Source organism: Shewanella sp. 10N.286.48.B5 (assembly GCF_002874355.2).
In the GTDB taxonomy this organism is placed as follows: Bacteria; Pseudomonadota; Gammaproteobacteria; order Enterobacterales; family Shewanellaceae; genus Shewanella.
Genome location: NZ_MCVG02000001.1, coordinates 575,102 through 594,158 on the forward strand (window position 1 = coordinate 575,102; position 19,057 = coordinate 594,158).

Annotated in this window: 14 protein-coding genes and 1 pseudogene; 2 read left to right on the top strand and 13 right to left on the bottom strand. The window is 43.8% G+C overall.

Features of this window, described 5'->3' with window-relative positions; all coding sequences use genetic code 11:
• Window positions 1–80 precede the first annotated feature (80 nt).
• The 9 genes from BCU57_RS02475 to BCU57_RS02515 all read right to left on the bottom strand — a co-directional run bounded on the left by BCU57_RS02475 (window position 81) and on the right by BCU57_RS02515 (window position 10,597).
• The gene (locus BCU57_RS02475) at window positions 81–1,121 is read right to left on the bottom strand and encodes an IS481 family transposase (protein ID WP_413211389.1); all 1,041 of its coding nucleotides are present in this window, start codon (window positions 1,119–1,121) and stop codon (window positions 81–83) included.
• Between the two features lie 683 nt (window positions 1,122–1,804).
• Complete coding sequence (locus BCU57_RS02480; protein WP_102436292.1) at window positions 1,805–2,461, bottom strand: 3-oxoacid CoA-transferase subunit B; 657 nt, start codon at window positions 2,459–2,461, stop codon at window positions 1,805–1,807.
• A gap of 11 nt (window positions 2,462–2,472) precedes the next feature.
• Entirely contained in the window at window positions 2,473–3,189 is a 717-nt protein-coding gene (locus tag BCU57_RS02485) for a CoA transferase subunit A (RefSeq protein WP_102436294.1), read from the bottom strand.
• An 81-nt stretch (window positions 3,190–3,270) separates the two neighbouring features.
• Window positions 3,271–4,173 carry a hydroxymethylglutaryl-CoA lyase gene (locus BCU57_RS02490; protein WP_102436296.1) on the bottom strand — a complete coding sequence of 301 codons (903 nt, stop codon included), beginning with the start codon at window positions 4,171–4,173 and terminating at the stop codon, window positions 3,271–3,273.
• Window positions 4,174–6,219: an acetyl/propionyl/methylcrotonyl-CoA carboxylase subunit alpha gene (locus BCU57_RS02495; RefSeq protein WP_102436298.1), complete on the bottom strand. Its 2,046-nt coding sequence runs from the start codon at window positions 6,217–6,219 to the stop codon at window positions 4,174–4,176.
• Window positions 6,219–7,055, bottom strand: a complete 837-nt coding sequence (locus BCU57_RS02500; protein WP_102436300.1) for an enoyl-CoA hydratase-related protein — start codon at window positions 7,053–7,055, stop codon at window positions 6,219–6,221. The genes BCU57_RS02495 and BCU57_RS02500 overlap by 1 nt, the downstream gene beginning before the upstream one ends.
• A gap of 39 nt (window positions 7,056–7,094) precedes the next feature.
• Window positions 7,095–8,702, bottom strand: a complete 1,608-nt coding sequence (locus BCU57_RS02505) for a carboxyl transferase domain-containing protein (protein WP_102436302.1) — start codon at window positions 8,700–8,702, stop codon at window positions 7,095–7,097.
• 199 nt (window positions 8,703–8,901) lie between these two features.
• Window positions 8,902–10,071 carry an isovaleryl-CoA dehydrogenase gene (locus BCU57_RS02510; protein ID WP_102436304.1) on the bottom strand — a complete coding sequence of 390 codons (1,170 nt, stop codon included), beginning with the start codon at window positions 10,069–10,071 and terminating at the stop codon, window positions 8,902–8,904.
• A gap of 127 nt (window positions 10,072–10,198) precedes the next feature.
• Window positions 10,199–10,597 (bottom strand): MerR family transcriptional regulator, encoded by a 399-nt coding sequence (locus tag BCU57_RS02515; RefSeq protein WP_102436306.1) that lies wholly within the window; start codon window positions 10,595–10,597, stop codon window positions 10,199–10,201.
• A 428-nt stretch (window positions 10,598–11,025) separates the two neighbouring features.
• Here BCU57_RS02515 and BCU57_RS02520 point away from each other — a divergent pair, with 428 nt between their 5' ends.
• Window positions 11,026–12,945 carry a propionyl-CoA synthetase gene (locus BCU57_RS02520; protein ID WP_102436308.1) on the top strand — a complete coding sequence of 640 codons (1,920 nt, stop codon included), beginning with the start codon at window positions 11,026–11,028 and terminating at the stop codon, window positions 12,943–12,945.
• A 309-nt stretch (window positions 12,946–13,254) separates the two neighbouring features.
• On the top strand, window positions 13,255–13,731 hold the full coding sequence (locus tag BCU57_RS02525) for a hypothetical protein (RefSeq protein ID WP_102436310.1): 477 nt from the start codon (window positions 13,255–13,257) through the stop codon (window positions 13,729–13,731).
• A 171-nt stretch (window positions 13,732–13,902) separates the two neighbouring features.
• Here the strand turns inward: BCU57_RS02525 and BCU57_RS02530 are convergent.
• The 4 genes and pseudogenes from BCU57_RS02530 to BCU57_RS02545 all read right to left on the bottom strand — a co-directional run bounded on the left by BCU57_RS02530 (window position 13,903) and on the right by BCU57_RS02545 (window position 19,038).
• Window positions 13,903–14,677, bottom strand: a pseudogene (locus BCU57_RS02530) (SDR family oxidoreductase).
• A 193-nt stretch (window positions 14,678–14,870) separates the two neighbouring features.
• The gene (locus BCU57_RS02535) at window positions 14,871–15,881 is read right to left on the bottom strand and encodes a LysR family transcriptional regulator (protein ID WP_133149354.1); all 1,011 of its coding nucleotides are present in this window, start codon (window positions 15,879–15,881) and stop codon (window positions 14,871–14,873) included.
• 359 nt (window positions 15,882–16,240) lie between these two features.
• Complete coding sequence (locus tag BCU57_RS02540) at window positions 16,241–16,774, bottom strand: hypothetical protein (protein WP_102436314.1); 534 nt, start codon at window positions 16,772–16,774, stop codon at window positions 16,241–16,243.
• A gap of 38 nt (window positions 16,775–16,812) precedes the next feature.
• A complete protein-coding gene (locus BCU57_RS02545) occupies window positions 16,813–19,038 on the bottom strand; it encodes an aldehyde ferredoxin oxidoreductase (protein ID WP_413211390.1) in 2,226 nt (741 codons plus the stop codon).
• Between the last annotated feature and the right edge of the window lie 19 nt (window positions 19,039–19,057).

Genomic DNA, 19,057 nt, shown 5'->3' on the forward strand with positions numbered 1-19,057 from the left:
ACAGGAAGAAATAAAACTGTTTAAATGTAGTAGCTCAGACTTGATCTGACAGTTACCCATTTTTTATGGTGTCTGTCAGCTTAGATTTGAGCTAGATTTTTATCTGCCCAAATCTGTTTCCCATCCAATAATGTTTCAAGTGGCGTTCGACCACAGCACATTTTGCCTTGATGAGTTCGATCATTGTTGTAGTAATTTATCCATGCGTCTAGATCTTTTTGCAACATTTCTAAATTATCGTATAGCTTTTTTCGGAAAGTAACCTGATAAAAATCATTCAAAATTGTCTTATGGAACCGTTCACAAATACCATTCGTTTGCGGTGACATTGCCTTAGTTTTTGTATGATCGATATCATTTATTGCTAGGTATAACTGGTAGTCATGCTGCTCAACTCGCCCGCAGTATTCTGTTCCCCTATCAGTCAATATTCGTAGCATAGGAAGCTCGTGTTGTTCGAAATAAGGCAGAACTTTATCGTTGAGCATATCTGCTGCGGTGATTGGTGTTTTTGTCGTATAGAGCTTGGCAAACGCTACCTTGCTATAAGTATCGACGAAAGTCTGTTGGTAGATCCTACCCACACCTTTTAGGTTACCGACATAGAACGTATCTTGTGAGCCGAGGTAGCCTGGATGATGAGTTTCTATCTCGCCACATGCTTCATCATCATGTTTTTTCTTTTCAAGAGCAGCAACTTGGGCATCGGTTAGTATAATTCCGTCATTGGCGACCTTGTCCTCTAATGCTTTAAGCCGTTTCTTAAAGTTTTCTAGGTTATGGCGAAGCCAAATAGAGCGAACACCACTACCTGACACAAATATCCCCAGCTTACGCAGTTCATTACTGGTTCTATGTTGGCCATGAGCCGGAAAGTCGATAGCATATTTAATTACTGACTGTTCGGTCGCTTCGTCAACTCGATTCTTCAGATTAGGTGTTCTGCGTGTCTTTTCAATTAAGGCTTCAATACCACCATCTTCAACAAGTTCTTGATAGCGATAAAATGTATCTCTAGAGACACCCATTACTTTACATGCTCGAGATACGTTACCCAGCTCTTCAGCTAAATTGAGTAAACCTGCTTTGTGTTTAATGATTGGATTGTTAGTATGCAACATGAGAGTTACCTTTGGTTTTGATTAAAAGATTCGACACCTTTATCAAAACGGGTAACTCTCACTTTTTCAAGTTGAATGTCAGATCAAGTCGAAACTAATACAGTTTAAATATGATGCAGATTTCAAACTTATTTTCTTATGTGTTTATGCTTCCACTGGATTGTATTCAGCAATCTTAGGTTTCTTTGATAAATTTTCACCAATGTTGATTCTTATAGTGATTGATACCTGTTGGATTATGTATATTTATTATGTATATGAACGAGTTTATTTAGAAGGCAATAAGTGAAGAAAATAAGTTTAGGTAAAGTAAATTGAATATCTAATTAAAAACAAACCTGCCGATTCAACAATCTCCATTTGAAGTGTCCGATGACGTTAAGCTAATTGACGTGATGGAGGCAGGACGCCGACATAGCCTTAGTTGAGCCATGGATGGCGAATCTAAGGCGGTAGTCAATTGGCTTAGTAAGTCAGAGGAATAACACTTCGTTGGAGCGGGTGGGTGTTCCAAGAGGGAGTTGCCGTTCACTCCCTTTTGGTCTGGTGTGGGCGAAGCGCCACGACGTTAATCTTTCAAAAACTAAATAATTCAACCGAAGTTGGCAGCCAACAAAAAAACGAACTCCAATGAGTCCGCTTTTGATCTTAAAAAGGCCAACACATTAACTTTTGGCTAGAAGTTAAAATACCATTTCTGGTACATGCTCTGGCACAACCAACTTACCTGCAGTTTTAGATTGAATCTCTTCAACACTCACACCTGGAGCACGTTCTAATAAGTGGAATGCGCCGTCTTTGATTTCCATAAAGGCCAAGTCAGTCATGACACGTTTAATGCAGCCATAACCGGTTAATGGCAGCTCGCATAAAGGTAATAACTTAGAGTTACCTTTTTTGTCAGCATGCATCATGGTGACAATAATATTGTCAGCGCCTGCCACTAAATCCATGGCGCCGCCCATGCCTTTAATCAATTTACCTGGGATCATCCAAGAGGCGATTGAGCCGTTTACATCAACTTCAAAAGCGCCGAGCACGGTTAAATCGACATGGCCGCCACGGATCATGGCAAAGCTTTCAGCCGATGAGAAAAATGATGCGCCATCAACTGCGGTGACTGTTTGCTTACCTGCGTTGATGAGGTCGGCGTCAATGGTGTCTTCAGTTGGGAACTCGCCCATACCTAATAGGCCGTTTTCAGATTGCAGCATCACGCTCATGCCTGCAGGAATGTAGTTAGCCACTAAGGTCGGAATACCGATACCTAAGTTAACGTAAAAGCCGTCTTGCATTTCTTGGGCTACACGTTGAGCAAGTTGTTCTCTTGATAAAGCCATGATCTTGCTCCTTATGCTTGGTTGTCAGGTTGAGGTTTAACGGTGCGCTGCTCAATACGTTTCTCAAAACTTGCTTGAATCACCCGATCAACATAAATACCAGGGGTATGAATATGGTTTGGGTCTAGCTCGCCCGGCTGGACAATTTCTTCCGCTTCTACCACGGTGATTTTGCCTGCGGTAGCCATCATAGGATTAAAGTTAGCCGCTGTTTTACGAAAGATTAAGTTACCCATGGTATCGGCTTTCCATGCACGAACTAAGGCGAAATCGGCGGTTAGTGACTCTTCAAGCACATAATTACGGCCTTTAATTTCACGGGTTTCTTTACCATCAGCGATTGGCGTGCCGTAACCAGTTGCAGTGAAAAAGGCTGGGATACCCGCTCCGCCAGCACGAATTTTTTCAGCCAAGGTGCCTTGTGGGGTTAAGATGACATTTAACTCACCTGATAGCATTTGCTGTTCAAAAGTGGCGTTTTCACCCACGTATGAGGCAATCATGGTGGCAATTTGGCGCTGCTTTAACAATAAGCCCAAACCAAAATCATCAACCCCAGCGTTGTTTGAAATTGCGGTAAGCCCAGTTACGCCTGTGGTCACCATATGATTAATCAGGCCTTCAGGGATACCACACAGGCCAAAGCCACCGACCATAATTGTCATGTCGTTATTGAGGCCGTTTAGGGCTTCTTGGTAACTGTGAACGACTTTGTTGAGTCCTGCCATAATCTTGTCCTTTTCAGTTTGCGGTTTGCAAATTTATATCGTTTTAATGTGCGCTATTAAGCACTGACTTTAAACAATGGCCTATACCGTTAGCGCTTGGGCGACTTTTGAACCTGTGGTGCGGCCCAATACTTGGCTGATTTGATTGCCTGCTTGGGCAAGTTTGTGTAAATCAATGCCAGTTTCTATGCCCATGCCATGGAGCATATAAACTAAATCTTCAGTGGCGAGATTACCCGATGCGCCTTTGGCATAAGGGCAGCCGCCAAGGCCTGCGACCGATGAGTCAATTACGCTTACGCCTGTGGTTAAACAGGCTTGAATGTTGGCTAATGCTTGGCCGTAGGTGTCATGAAAGTGTAGCGCCAGTTTATCGACAGGCACTAAATTAGCGACGGTTTCAACCATCTTACGGGCTTTTAGTGGCGTGCCAACACCAATGGTGTCTCCGAGGGAGATCTCGTAACAGCCCATTTTGTAAAGTATTTCAGACACGCGGGCCACTTCTGTGCTCTTTATCTCGCCTTCATAGGGGCAGCCCAGTACACAGGAAACATAACCGCGTACCTTAATGTTTCGCGCTTTAGCGAGCGCCATGACTGGCTCAAAGCGGGCGATTGACTCGTCAATCGAGCAGTTAATATTGCGTTGGCTGAAGCTTTCTGATGCGGCGCCAAAGATGGCCACTTCATCTGCGCCAGCGTCAAGGGCAAGTTCCAGCCCTTTTAAATTTGGGGTGAGGGCAGAGTAGACCACGCCTTGTTTACGCTTAATTTGCCGTAAAATATCACCTGAGTCGGCCATTTGTGGCACCCACTTAGGTGAAACAAAGCTGGCCGCTTCAATACGATTAACACCGGCAGCGGCTAACTGCTCAATAAGAGTAATTTTGTTTTCAATAGAGACCGTGGTTTCATTTTGCAGTCCGTCACGGGCACCAACTTCAAAAATACTGACCTGAGTCGGGAGATTGCTCGGTAACATTTATGCCTCCGAGTCAGCAGATTCAGGCGCTGTGACATCAAGTGTTGTTGGCTCGACATTTAGCAGTTGGGCACCATCGGTGACGAGCTCGCCGCTTTGAAAGTAAAATTCACTGACCACACCATCAAATGGCGCTTCAATGGTGTATTCCATTTTCATCGCTTCCATCACTAATAAGCCTTGGCCTTCAGTGACGCTATCGCCCACCTCAACTAAGTGAGTGACCACAGTGCCATTCATTGGCGCTTTTAATTTGTCGGCGCTATCAATGGTGTCTTCAGCTATTTGGGCTAATATCGCTTTAAAGTGATAGCTGCCGCTCGGTAAGAACAAGGTAAAGTCATCACCTTGATGGCTGACGGGAATGTTGCTTTTATGGCCATTAATTTCAGCCTGCAGCATGTCATCTTTAATGGTGCCTGCAAGCGATAATGCTTGGCCGTTAAGGTTAAGATGCAGTGCATCGCCTAAATCGGTGATGACGAGATTGTGCAATTGCTGCTCGTCACTGCTGTCGCTGAGTAGGGCAACATGATGCACGCTGGCGCTATTGAGTCTAAAGCCACTAACTTGTCCCCACGGTGAGTAAGGGTCGTGGCTGTTGGTGGCGGTGGATTTTGCCGCTTGCTGGCGAGCTAATACTTGATAAAGCCCCGCTAATGCCAGTGCGTTGTCTGACTCATCAGTAACATTGCCAATTAAACTGTCGGAATAGCGCTCGATAAAGTCGGTACAAAAATTGGCGTCTGCAAAGGCTTTATGCTCAGCAATATTAGCGAGGAACTCGATATTGTGTTTAAGGCCGCTGATTTGATACGAGCTTAATGCGTGGGTTAAGCGCTGCAGTGCGCGGGGGCGAGATTCGTCCCAGACAATCAGTTTTGAAATCATTGGGTCGTAAAAGTTACTAATGACATCATTTTCGCGAATGCCTGAATCAATGCGTACATGACGGTTTTGATCCGGCTCGCGCAAGAAGGTTAACTTGCCTGACGCGGGTAAAAATTCATTGCGGGGATCTTCAGCATAAATACGAGCTTCAAAGGCGTGGCCATGAATACGCACTTCAGCTTGGGTAAGGGGCAACTCACTGCCACTAGCGACCATTAGTTGCCATTTTACTAAGTCTTGCCCGGTGACCATTTCTGTAACTGGGTGCTCAACCTGTAGACGGGTGTTCATTTCCATGAAGTAGAAACTGCCATCAGTATCTAATAGAAACTCAACCGTGCCTGCGCCCACATAATCAATGGCTTTAGCTGCGGCTACTGCCGCTTCACCCATTTGCTTACGCAGTGCATCTGACAGCCCTGGGGCTGGCGCTTCTTCGACCACTTTTTGATGGCGACGCTGGATGGAGCAATCACGATCTGATAAATAGATGGTATTACCGAAAGTATCGGCAAACACTTGTAGCTCCACATGACGTGGCTGGCGTAAGTAGCGTTCCATTAATAATTTGTCATTACCAAACGATGATGCCGCTTCTCGACGAGCTGAGTTAATCGCTGCTAGCACTTCAGCTTGGCTTTCAACAATCTTCATGCCTTTGCCACCACCGCCATAGGCCGCTTTAATCAGCATGGGGTAACCAACATTTTCAGCTTCAGCCAGTAGGGTTTCATCTGATTGGTCATCACCATGATAACCGGGCACTAATGGAACATTGGCTGCGCCCATAATCATTTTGGCGGCGCTTTTACTGCCCATAGCATCAATGGCATCACTGCCTGGGCCGATAAATACAATGCCGTTTTGCTCACAGTTGCGAGCAAAGTCAGCGTTTTCAGACAAGAAACCATAACCGGGGTGAATCGCTTCAGCGGCTGACTTTTTCGCAATTTCAATGATCAAATCAGCTTTTAGGTATGAATCAGCCGGAGCGCTGCCACCAATGTGGAAAGATTCATCGGCCATGGTGACATGGCGGGCATCTTTATCGGCATCAGAATAAAGCGCTACAGTACGAACGCCCATGGCGCGGGCGGTGTTGATGATGCGACAGGCAATTTCACCACGATTGGCAATTAAAATCTTAGTAAACATTATTGGGCTCCTTGTGCATCAGTCTTAGCGCTGCTTTTAGTCGATTGAGCACGCCATGATGGTGAACGTTTTTCAAAGAATGCATTGAGGCCTTCTTGGCCTTCGTCTGATACACGTATGCGGGCAATCTGCTCGCTAGTATGGGCAAGGGTGGCGTCATTTATCACGCCATCTTCAAGGTGGGACACTAAGGTTTTAACCCATGCCATGCCTTGGGGACTGTTAGCGTTAAAGGCCTCGATAAACGGCTGGGCTGCTGCGTCTAAATCATCATTAACTTCATGAATTATTTGATGAGTTAAGGCTACAGTGGCACTGAAGCGCTCGGCGGTGAGCATATAACGTCGTGCTTGGCGGTTGCCCATGGCTCGCACCACATAAGGGCTGATAACCGCAGGGATTAAACCGAGTTTGACTTCACTGAGGCAAAAGCTTGCGCGCTCATTGGCAATGGCAATATCGCAGCAGCAAATTAATCCCAGTGCGCCGCCAAAGGCTGCGCCATTGACTAAGGCGATAGTCGGCTTAGGAAACTTATCTAGCACGTGCATTAATTTAGCCAGTTCATGGGCGTCATTGAGGTTTTGCTCAAAGTCCATTTTGGCTTGCTTGCGCATCCAGTTAAGGTCAGCGCCAGCACTGAAGTTTTTACCGTTGGCGCGCAATATTAATTGCTGGCATTGGTCGTTTTCGGCAAAGGCTTCGATGGCGGTGATCATTTCATTAATCATCACTTCATCAAAGGCATTATGTTTTTCAACGCGGTCTAAAATTAATTCACCAACGCCTTGGTTAAGCTGGCATTGAATGTATTGATATGGGTTGGCTATTGCCATGTTTGCATGCTCCTATTGATATTGAATGAATAACCGCAATTACATGCGGAACACACCAAACTTGGTATCTTCAATAGGCGCATTTAACGCCGCCGATAACGCTAAACCCACTACATCACGCGTTTGAGCAGGGTCGATAATGCCGTCATCCCACAGGCGTGCACTGGCATGGTAGGGATGACCTTCTTTGTCATATTGCTCAACAATCGGTTTTCTAAAGGCTTGCTCGTCTTCATCAGACCAGTCTTGGCCTTTACGGGCTAAACCGTCACGGCGAACTGTGGCCAATACACCAGCAGCTTGTTCGCCGCCCATGACTGAAATGCGAGCATTGGGCCACATCCACATCATGGTGGGCTCAAATGCACGGCCACACATGCCGTAGTTACCCGCGCCATAACTGCCACCAATGATGACGGTAAATTTAGGCACATTGGCACAAGATACTGCGGTAACCATTTTAGCGCCGTGCTTAGCAATACCCTCATGTTCGTACTTTTTACCTACCATAAAACCAGTGATGTTTTGCAGGAACAGTAATGGGATTTTGCGTTGGCAACACAATTCAATAAAGTGCGCGCCTTTTTGGGCAGATTCAGAAAATAAAATGCCGTTGTTAGCCACAATGCCGACAGGGTAGCCATGAATGCGGGCAAAGCCGCAAACCAGCGTGTTACCGTAATTGGCTTTAAATTCATCAAAATCTGAGTCATCAACAACCCGGGCAATAACCTCTTTAACATCAAAGGGTTTTTTAAGGTCGGTACCGACAATGCCGTACAATTCACTGATATCGAATTTAGGTGGCTTTGATGGACTTAGCTGGGCTGTAATTTGCTTTTGATGGTTTAAGCGTGAAATGGCTTTACGGGCAAGCTCAAGTGCGTGGTCATCATTTTGGGCTAAATGGTCGGCAACACCAGAAATCTTAGTATGTACTTCAGCGCCGCCTAATTCTTCGGCGGTTACTTCTTCGCCGGTAGCGGCTTTAACTAATGGCGGGCCGGCTAAAAAAATAGTGCCTTGCTCTTTTACGATAATCGACTCATCTGCCATGGCGGGAACATAGGCGCCACCTGCTGTACACAAACCCATGACCACAGCCACTTGCGGAATGCCTTTAGCTGACATTTGCGCTTGGTTGTAAAAAATACGCCCGAAATGATCGCGATCGGGAAACACTTCATCTTGCCTTGGTAAGTTTGCCCCGCCTGAATCCACTAGGTAGATACAAGGTAAATGACAGCGACTGGCAATGTCTTGGGCCCGTAAATGCTTTTTCACCGTAATAGGGTAGTAAGTACCGCCTTTAACGGTGGCGTCATTGGCGATAATCATACATTCAACACCGCTTACACGACCAATACCGGCAATCACACCGGCTGCGGGCACAGCTTCATCATAAACTTCATAGGCGGCGAATTGGGATATTTCTAAAAAGGGTGAGCCGGGATCGAGCAGTTTTTCGACTCGATGACGGGGCAGTAATTTACCTCGTGACAGGTGGCGTTCAAGGGCGACGGGACCGCCACCTTGTTCAATTTGGGTGAGTTTGATTTTTAGATCATCAACTAATGCCACCATGTCATCATGCTTGGCTTTAAACTCGTCACTACGGGCGTTAATACGGCTGCTCAATTGCGTCACAATTCATATCCTTAATGAGTCAAGTGAGGCGTTAGCATGGCTGAGTCTAAAGGGGGATGGGGCCTCAACCACGCTACGCACTAAACACTTTGCTATTGACGTTAACTTTTGAATAATTTGGTGTTGATTGTATTTTTTAGTGTGCTGCTAACTAGCTAAATTCTAGAAGTTATTTGGATTAGCTATCCAAATTTAACAGCTATTTGGATTCATTAAACAGCTCACGTCCAATCAACATGCGGCGAATTTCTGAGGTTCCCGCACCAATTTCATATAACTTGGCATCACGTAATAAACGCCCTGTGGCATATTCATTGACGTAACCATTGCCACCTAGTAACTGAATCGCATCCAGTGACATTTTTGTGGCAAGCTCGGCGCTATATAAAATTGCGCCAGCAGCATCTTTACGGGTGGTTTCGCCGCGGTCACAAGATTTGGCCACGTTATAGATGTAGGATTTAGCAGCGTTCATGCCGGTGTACATATCGGCAAGCTTGCCTTGGACTAATTGGAATTGACCAATGGATTTACCAAATTGTTCCCGCTCGTGAATATAAGGCATGACAATATCCATACAGGCATTCATGATGCCTAACGGCCCACCTGATAACACCACGCGTTCGTAATCAAGGCCGCTCATCAGTACTTTTACGCCATTGTTAAGGCCGCCTAAGATATTTTCTTCAGGGACTTCACAATTCTCAAATACCAATTCACAGGTATTGGAGCCGCGCATGCCTAATTTATCGAGTTTTTGTGCGGTGCTGAATCCTTTAAAGGTTTTTTCAACAATAAATGCAGTGATGCCATGTGGGCCTTTGTCTGCATCAGTTTTGGCATAAATCACTAAGGTGTCAGCATCAGGACCATTGGTGATCCACATTTTGTTACCATTAAGAATGTAACTGTCGCCTTGTTTACGGGCGCTTAACTTCATTGACACCACGTCTGAGCCCGCATTAGGTTCACTCATGGCCAGTGCGCCGATATGTTCACCGCTAACTAATTTGGGTAAGTACTTGGCTTTTTGCTCAGCGCTGCCATTACGGTTAATTTGATTAACGCAAAGGTTTGAGTGGGCGCCGTAACTTAAGCCAATAGAAGCAGAGGCGCGGGAGATTTCTTCCATGGCGACGACATGGGCAAGGTAGCCCATATTCGCGCCGCCATACTCTTCAGGCACGGTGACGCCAAGGAGTCCCATCTCTCCTAGAACTGGCCACATGTGGTTAGGAAAAGCATTATCTTGATCAACTTGCGCCGCGATGGGCGCAATCTCGTTGCTGGCAAAATCATGTACGGCATCGCGAAGCATGTCCACGTCTTCGCCCAGGCCGAAATTAAGGCTTGTATAGAGTGATGTCATTGTCTTGTGTCCTGTTGAATATTAGCTATTTGCGCCGTGAAACTATCTTGTTCCTTAGGCTTATAATTTTTATATTGTTGCTGTTATTATTCAGTTAAACGGATCTTTTGCTGTCGATGATGAGTCGCTATTTAACACTTTCCTCTAGGGCTGACTTACATTGCTGCTCAGCAGAGTTCAGTTCCATAAGTACCACCTTGATATCGTCCATTTGCTGCTGCAAAGAAGCTTTTTTCTCTTCTACTAAATCGAGCATTGTTTGTAGTTGAGAAGTACTGCTTTTATCTGCATCGTAAAGCTCAAACAAACGACGGGTTTCCGCTAACGAAAAACCTAAACGTTTACCTCGTAATATCAGTTTTAAGCGCACACGATCTTTTAAACTATAGATACGTGTTTGACCGCGGCGCTTAGGTTTTATTAAGCCTTGGTCTTCATAAAACCGAATACTACGTGTGGTGATATCAAATTCCTTTGATAAATCACTAATTGAATAAGTGGATTGTGGGTTTAAATTTGCGCTCATCGTTTCACCAAAAGTACGTCTTTTGATGCAAGATATATGAAGTTTACGTAAAGGTAAAGTTTGTCGCCAGTTGCCAAGGCTGTTTTTGTTAAAAAACAATGTAAATACAGCTTGCCAAGGCCTAGGGATTACCGCGCGCAAGAATGGCGCAGTGACAGAATAGTGAATTCAATATTGTAGCAAAGACGCCATTAATTAGGTTGATAATTAATGGTGATTTTTAGTGCTAACTTATAATTATCATTAAGTTAGCATCATAACACTGAAGTTTTTATTTAAGTGTTATTGCTGAGATTTCTATATCCCTTGGTCTAATGGGGAAACTTTTTTAACCACGCCATAATGAAGTTAATTCAATATTACTCACGGTAAGTTATTTAAAGGTATGACTTAGCGTGAAAGGTCAATCGTTCAGTGGGGAGTAGCTTATGGCTGGTTTAGGGATTGAAATGCATCAAGATTCTTTACAGGATAAACAAGGGTTTTGGGGAAAGGCTGCCAAGGCCATTACCTGGGATAAGCTGTTTGATAGTGTGTTAGATGAGGCTAATGCGCCATTTTATCAATGGTTTGCTGGTGGCGAAATGAATACCTGCTATAACGCTGTTGACCGTCATGTGTTAGCTGGCCACGGTGATCGCATTGCCATTGAATACATAAGTCCTGTAACCCAAAATCAGTACAGTATTAGTTATCAAGAATTACTATCCCAAGTGAGCCGGTTAGCCGGTTACATGCAATCCATTGGCATTGAAAAGGGCGATAGAGTGGTCATTTATATGCCGATGGTGCCAGAAACCGCCTATGCCATGCTGGCCTGTGCCCGCATAGGCGCCATTCACTCTGTGGTGTTTGGCGGCTTTGCAGCCAATGAATTAGCCACCCGGATTAATGATGCTAAACCGAAACTTATTTTATCGGCATCTTGTGGTATTGAGCCGTCAGGCGTGGTGAAGTACAAACCGCTATTAGATGATGCCTTAGCTCAAGCGTCTCACCAAGTTGACCATTGCGTTATTCTCAATCGACCTCAATATACTGCAGACTTACAAAGCCCAAGGGACGTTGACTGGCAAAGTGCTGTGAGCCATGCATCGTCAGTGGATTGCGTCGCCGTTGAAGCGACCCATCCGCTGTATGTGCTTTATACCTCAGGTACAACAGGCCAACCCAAAGGCGTGGTGAGAGATAATGGTGGCCATGGGGTGGCGCTAATCTGGTCTATGAAGCACATATATAATATCGGCGCTGGCGATGTGTTTTGGGCAGCATCAGATGTGGGCTGGGTTGTGGGTCATTCTTATATTGTTTACGGGCCATTATTAGTTGGCGCAACAACATTGATGTATGAAGGTAAGCCCATTGGTACCCCCGATGCGGGGGCTTTTTGGCGGATCATCGAACAATATAATGTAAAAAGCTTTTTTACCGCGCCGACGGCCATTCGAGCCATTAAACGCGAAGATCCTGACGGAGCATTAGTTAAAGGTGTTGATTTATCGTGTTTAGGGCAAGTATTTCTTGCGGGTGAACGCTGCGATCCCGACACGCTCAATTGGGCCCAAGATAAATTGGCCAAACCTGTTATCGATCACTGGTGGCAAACTGAAACCGGTTGGCCAGTTGCGGCGAATTTGATGGGGATAGATCCTATCGAGATTAAAGCGGGATCGCCCGCAAGACCAGTACCCGGTTATCAGGTCGAAGTACTCGATGCCATGGGCGAGCAAGTTAGCGCCAATGAAAGTGGTAATGTGGTGATTAAACTGCCGTTGCCACCGGGTAACTTAACCACCTTATGGAACAACGATAAACGCTATGTGGAGAGCTATTTATCTATGTATCAAGGTTATTATTTAACGGGCGATGCGGGCTATATTGATGAAGATGGCTACCTGTATATTATGAGCCGCATAGATGACATTATTAACGTTGCTGGGCACCGATTATCTACTGGGCGCTTTGAAGAGGTATTGTGCCAACATTCAGCGGTTGCAGAAGCGGCGGTTATTGGGGTGCAAGATAAACTCAAAGGTCAGGTACCGTTAGGGCTAGTGGTACTTAAAAATGGCGTCGAGTTATCTGATGAAGTTTTATATCAAGAGTTACTAGCATTGGTGAGACATGAAATTGGCCCAGTGGCGTCTTTTCGATTAGTCAGCGCGGTGCAAAAACTGCCTAAAACCCGCTCGGGTAAAATCTTGCGCGCCACCATGCGTAAGATTGCTGACAATAACGAATATACTATGCCTGCCACTATTGAAGATCCGATGACGCTAGATATTATTCGCACGGCATTAACTAAGATGGGCTATGCTGATGCGTTGGCCAAGGAACTCACGGTTTAGTTTGTGTGTCATGTTAACAAACGAGCTTTATAGAGTATATAGTAGAAAGTATGTTTATTCTCGTTTTTTTATGGATAACGCCTTTTTATCGAATATAAAGATATTAAGGACTAAATTTGGTCTAAACTGAGAGTTAAGTGCTGATTTATAGTGTTATTTAATCAAACTGAGATGTTTTTTATTTTATAATCGGCAAGGGTATTCTATCTATCGTTAAACTAGATGTATTCTCGAATTCAGTTACTCGTGGCTGAAATTGAGAAAGATGACTGTTAACCAGTAAATATGACAAAGGTTTGATCAAGTTTTATGAACAACATTAAAGAACTGCCAGAAAAGATTAATACTAAAACCAGCAGACTATTTTGGTTAACCATTTTTACTGGTGGTATTTACCCGATAATTTGGTTATTTGCTAAGTATCCCAAAATGGATGCAATTACATCAATTCGCACCGCTGATGACGACTTTATTATCGCTATTGCGGTTTGCTTTGGCTTTGGTGGTGTGCTGTCACACAGTGCAATGGGGTTATTGAGTGGAGTAGGTAGTTTGTTACTTTTTGGCGCTTTCTTCTTGTACGTGTTTTGGTCATTTAGGGCCCGTTCTGCATTACAAGACTATGCCCATGTGAATTTTGGAATTGATTTGAAAATGAATAAAATTCTCACAGTCGTGTTTAACATTTTTTATATCAATTACTGCATTAATCAACTGCCTGAAGAACAACAAAAAGGTCATCCAACTTACGGTAAAGGTTCAATCAATATTACTGAACTTAAGTAAGCGACTTTGTCGCCCTATACTCATTAGACGGGCGCGAGACGAGCACAAAAAAGAGAAGCTTAATGCTTCTCTTTTTTATGCAGAGCCGTAATTTAAGATGATACGGTATCAAAATATTTATTGAACAATTTTACTGTCTTTTGGTTTGATGCTTGTTCGATTTGTTGTTTTTTAACTCATTTTGCGCAGAATTTTATCTGGCAGTACTCTTAAAATAAGTTGGATAAATGCCCATGGGTAACTCGGCACATAACAGTTAGCCGGCTCTTTATTGATAGCTTTGACCATAGCTCGACAACCGGTTTCTGCATCAACCATAAATGGCGCGCCATCAGCGTGATCGTTAATCTCAGTTTTAATGTATCCTGGATGCACACAAGTAACCGCTATTGGTGTATTTATAACATCGAGTCGGATCCCTTCGGTTAACGAAGTCAGTCCAGCTTTAGTCGCGGCGTAAACCGTCATCGCGCGCCTGAAACCGCGCAGAGCACTAATTGATGAAACGGTGACCAGATGCCCTGCATTTTGTTGTCTGAAAATTTTCATTGCTGCTTCACACTGAGCTAATGCGGCAACAAAATTGGTTTGGGCAGTCTGTTTATTGGCTTCAAATAGCCCTGTGCCGATAGAGCCACCTTTACCCATGCCTGCATTAACAATAACCCTGTCGACATTGCCCATTAACTCTTTGAATTGGTCAAACACGTCAAATACTTGTTGATGATCGTTAACGTCTAAGGCTAGTAACCAGACTTTGACATTGGGATAAGTGTCGTTGATTTGGGCTTTTAATGCTTCTAAACGATCGGTCCGCCTTGCGCACAAACCTAAGTTTGCGCCTTGCGCACAAACCTAAGTTTGCGCCTTGTTTCGCGAACTCAAGTGCCATGCCTTGGCCTAGCCCAGAACTGGCGCCAGTAATAATAATATTTTGTCTAAACATCTTGATTCCATTCTTCGCAATCTAGTGATAAAAGCCTGTTTTAGGAGGGTTTTAGTCTTTTTTAGTTTGTTGATTATCTTGCGGGGAACAGCGCTATGTGTCAAATAGGCGGATTTAAGGCAATAAAAACGCCAACTAAGTTAGCCTAGTTGGCGTGGTATAACTGGGTGCATGCGTTATGAATTTATTGTGATTAACGCGATAATTGGCAAGCTTTAATACAGCCATTGGCACCCGTAGAAATCAGCTCTGCTATCTTATTTTTAACGCAGTTTGATAACTTGCGCTCAGTTTTACGAGTTTGCATATACAGCGTCATATTAGGCTTGTTGCGCATTAATTCAGCGCGCTCTGTTTGCGGCACGATTTGCGCGCGTAAAGCATCGTCATTAGTTAAATAATCAACCGCACCTTGAGAAACCACTAGCGTGATGGCATCTGTGCCAGTTAAAAAGTCGTAAATCTCATTTAAATTATTGGTTTTTGCTGCGACTTTTAATTCTCGCATTCTGCCGTCAGCAAACTGCTTTAACGGCGTGGCTTCAAGCTCGCTGTTGAAGTGCATTACTTCCGTTAAAATGACAGGGTAGTTTAATACGCGATCTAAAAGGGGTTTATAGATTTCATCCCAAATGGGGTGATCATGTTTAGCGACGACAAAAGTGTCTGTTACTTCACAAATCTTTTGGCTTTGAATACCAACATGGATAGACGGATTACAGCTAATAACCATATCGCACTGGCTATTTAACAGCATTTCTTCATCATTTGAGCCATTGTCTTGCAGTACTGCAGACTTGACACATGCACTGCCGCAATGGTTCTCACATTGGCAGTTATAAAGCTTTCTTAATACGCCATTGGTAAAACCTGATGGAGCTTTAATAATAATGTCACTGTCTAAGCTTTCAACGCTTTTATTAATCTCTTGGGCAAGGTCGATGTGGTTTATTTCAATTTTTTTTAATATTGGATATAAGCGCTGTGACTTATCGGTAATTTCTAATCCTGACACTCTTTTTACAAACAAAGGATCATCAAAAGCTTCTCTGAGCCTTGATAAACAGCGGCTGATTTTTGATTGAGGGACGCTAAATGACTCAGCTGTTAATTTTCCGCTTTGGAATTCATATAGCCTTAAAAAAACTAATAAGGTCATGTAGTCGAGGTTTAGTAACCTTTCTTGTGTTGTTGTAGGGTTCATTATGCACGCTTATTATGGATTAACCTTGTTAGTAATGTACCAATTTAGAGGTAACTGAGCAGAGAGCGTTGTAATAATTTATACCTTAATCACGCTTTTGAATGATTTATACTATCGAACTGTTAACTCACGATAATTAAAAGGAAAATCATCCTAAAGTTTATTTTGTATACTGAGTGAAATAGTGAATTTCAATATGTTATATGAGTAACAGAGAATCTTGCCTTAAACTGGCTTTTGAAATTTAACTTTTAAACTCATTCTTGAACCTGATGATAACGTTGCAGGTAAAAGAAAATGCCAATCTTTCGATTGGCATTGTTAATTTTTATCCTTCAACTCATTAATGAATAATGAGTTTACGCTGACCATTCAAAAGGATCATGATCCGCTAGCACTTTGGCATAGGTTGTTGTCATGGTTTTGATAGAAAAAAAGTAACCCTCACTTTTAGTTTCATAGGATTGAGCATCCAGCTGAAAATGAATATCTTCACATCCTGCTGTTTGATCAAACCTCTCAATCAAGCCTACTAACGCTGAATGCTCAAGGTTATAGGGTGGATGGGTGAAATTTGATGCCGCGACTAATTCACCCATTGAAGAGTAACGGCGTATATAATCAGCCATAGTTTCAATTAACTTACCGTCTTTAACACCCACCCACTGAGTAGCATAGCTGCGGACAATGAACTTTTTAGAATAAAAGTAATGTTCAGTTTCTGCAGCAATGATGGCGATATCTTGATATTGACTATCTTCAATCAGGGCTTGATGTGCGACTTCTACATCTTCAATTTCAAGATCAAGTCCAGCAACGGCAATGACCTGTTCGGCCGTCACAAGACGACCGTCCTTACTGAGTAAACGAATATAATCGACTAGTTCAATCATGAAATAACCACCTTTCTTTATTACTAACTAATCAATGCTTAAGCTGGTAGCAAGGCTAAACTTTCTAGTTTATCTGCGACATAGCCCAGTTTGAACTTCTCTAAGGTGGCACGTGTAGGCACGCCTGTGTCTTTATCCCAACCCATTTCGGCATAGAACATGTCTAAACCTATTTGGATATCGTCGCGATCCATTTTAATCGTGCCTTCATCGCCGAAGTTCATGTCATGATCTAAATCGTAAACCCATTCAGATAACACATCATGTTTTTCGCGTTGATTTGGCTCATTCATTTGCAGCACTGTTAATGCTCGGTGCAGTTGCAGTACCGTTTCAGCTTTTGCATCAAGCTCTGCTTCAGAGGTCTCAATCCCTGTGACGAGACTGAACATTTGCGATTCAATTGAGCTATCACCAATGTAATCACGATTTACGTCAGGTGAAACCAATAACGGGAACATCCAGTTACATAAAGTCAGTGAATCATGAAGTACATTTTTCACTAAACACCATTTAGCAAACTTGGCTTTAGAGGTGTTCATTGGCTTGTAATGTTTTACAGGGTCAAATGCTCCTTCCCCCCACATTGATGCCGCCACTTCGGCAACTTTGGCGTAAGGCAAGCCACAATCGATTAGGTTAATGTGCGAGTGACATTGAGGGTCACGGTTAAATACGGTATTCAGTAGCGCGCCAACTTGACCTGCTGATTCACTGGCATGGTGGACGCCACCGACCATCGAGCGATTAAACACTTTCATGCTTTTATCGAGATAAACACTGTAGGTTTTTCCTATCAGGCCGTAACCAGCGTCTCCATCAAGCTCAAACGTCAACTCTGCCATCCGCGGTGTTTCAACGTCATTGAGAATATCTTCGATGTTATACAATTCACCATCGTCATTGATAAATTCATGTAAGCCTCGACCTAGACAACGGCCTAAGATATTTGAACCTTGGTAAGTTTCACCGTAAGCAATACGTGTGTAAAAGTCTTGCATAAAGTGTGCATCTTGGGAGTTGTATTGCGTCCAATTAATTGTCGCAAATTCCTCAGGAGGTAGCAGTATCTCCCAAAACCCACGTTTATTGAATTCGCGCATCATATGGGACAGTTGTCCATATGCGCTCCAAATACCCAAGTTATCCATATAATATGCGCCAACGGTTTGAATATCGGTGCGCTTTTCACCATTTGCTGGTAGCCCCATTACAAACCAAGGATCAAGAAAACCTAAACAGACGTTGGTGATGTTTTCGGTTGGTAGCTTGTACTCAGTTTTCATTTTAGGGTTTTTGATTTCACAAAAACAGCGAATAGGGCATGAGTGACAACCACCAGGGCGTTTAAATATTTTATTCGCTTCTTCACGGCCAAAATACATTTCAGCCATCGAGGTACGCATGCCGACTTTTTGATGATCGTCCCATGGTGTTTCGCCTACATCTACGGGATTATCTGCTGCGCCCCATGTTACCCCCGGGCCACCACGCCAGCGACTTGTGGTGCTGCTGTATTCTGCCCAAGATTGTGGCTGATTAGGAACCACACCTTGGTTGTTTGCGCCAATGATGCCAAGGATATGATCATCTAATGCTCGCAGTTGCTCATTAGATGTCGTCGCGGCAATCTCAACGGTGCCAGTACCGATAATGCCAATCGCTTTCAGTTTTTTGGAACCTAGAACAGCGCCATGCCCGCCAGCTGAATGACCACCTTGGGTTTGAATGGTTGATTGGGCGATGAGGTGCTCACCACCTGGGCCAATAGCGGCAACTTGTGCTTCTTGCCCCATCATTTTACTGACCGCGGCGAAGGTGTCGAACATACCTAAACCCCAAATCGAACTTGCAGACTCTAAGGTCACTTTATCATCGACAATTTTAAGCCAAACTGGCGTATCTGACATACCTTCGACAATAATCGCATCGTAGCCTGCAAACTTTAATTCAGGAGAAAAGTGACCACCAAAGTGACCATCTGTAATTAAATGATTGCGGATGACAGGGTTGCGAGAAGTAATTGTTGTTCTTGCTGAACAAATTGCGCCAGAACCACTCAATGGCCCTGCAGAAATAACTAAACGGTTTTCTTCATCCGTTGCTTTAATATTATCAACATGGTCATCCCATAAAACTTTATAACCAATACCCATGCCACCAATATAATCGTGATAAGTTTCGGTGGTTTCTTTGGTTATTATTTTAGTGGTTAAATTAACTCGTAAAACATTTCCGGCCCAGCCGCCATATTGATTCGTCATAATTGTTCCTTTAGCTTTT